This is a genomic window from Mycobacterium sp. 852002-10029_SCH5224772, from assembly GCF_001667315.1.
In the GTDB taxonomy this organism is placed as follows: Bacteria; Actinomycetota; Actinomycetes; order Mycobacteriales; family Mycobacteriaceae; genus Mycobacterium.
The window spans coordinates 1-672 of the sequence record NZ_LZHT01000025.1; the positions used below are offsets into that span (position 1 = coordinate 1).

Consider the following 672-nt stretch of genomic DNA (forward strand, 5'->3'; position numbering starts at 1 on the left):
CTGCGCCTACTTCGAGCGTGACGACATGACCCTCGAAGAGGCCCAGATCGCGAAGTTCGATTTGGCGCTGGGAAAGCTGAACCTCGAGCCGGGGATGACGCTGCTGGACATCGGCTGCGGCTGGGGTGGCGCGCTGAAACGGGCCGTCGAGAAGTACGACGTCAATGTCATCGGAATTACGCTGAGCCGCAACCAGTTTGAGTACAGCAAGAACTTGCTGGCAGGATTGCCGACGGACCGCAACATCGAGGTGCGTCTGCAGGGCTGGGAAGAGTTCGAGGACAAGGTCGACCGGATTGTGACAATCGGCGCCTTCGAAGCTTTTAAGATGGAGCGCTATCCCGCATTTTTCGACCGCGCCTACGACGTCCTTCCCGACGACGGCCGGATGCTTTTGCACACGATCTTGACGTACCAATGGCAGGAATTTCCCGCGCTTGGCATCACGTTGACGATGAGCGATATCCGGTTCGCGCGATTCATCGGCCAAGAGATTTTCCCGGGCGGACAGCTGCCGGCGCAGGAAGACATTTTCAAGTTCGGCGAGGCGGCGGGCTTCTCGGTCGAACGAGTGCAGTTGCTGCGGGAGCATTACGAGCGGACGCTCAACATCTGGGCGGCGAATCTGGAAGCCAGCAAGGAAAAGGCGATCGCCATCCAGTCTCAAGAGGT

Annotated in this window: 1 protein-coding gene; it reads left to right on the forward strand. The window is 59.1% G+C overall.

Annotation, left to right across the window (positions count from 1 at the left end; all coding sequences use genetic code 11):
• The coding region (locus tag A5775_RS06645) for a class I SAM-dependent methyltransferase (RefSeq protein ID WP_067249521.1) at window positions 1-672 on the forward strand (672 nt) is incomplete at both ends.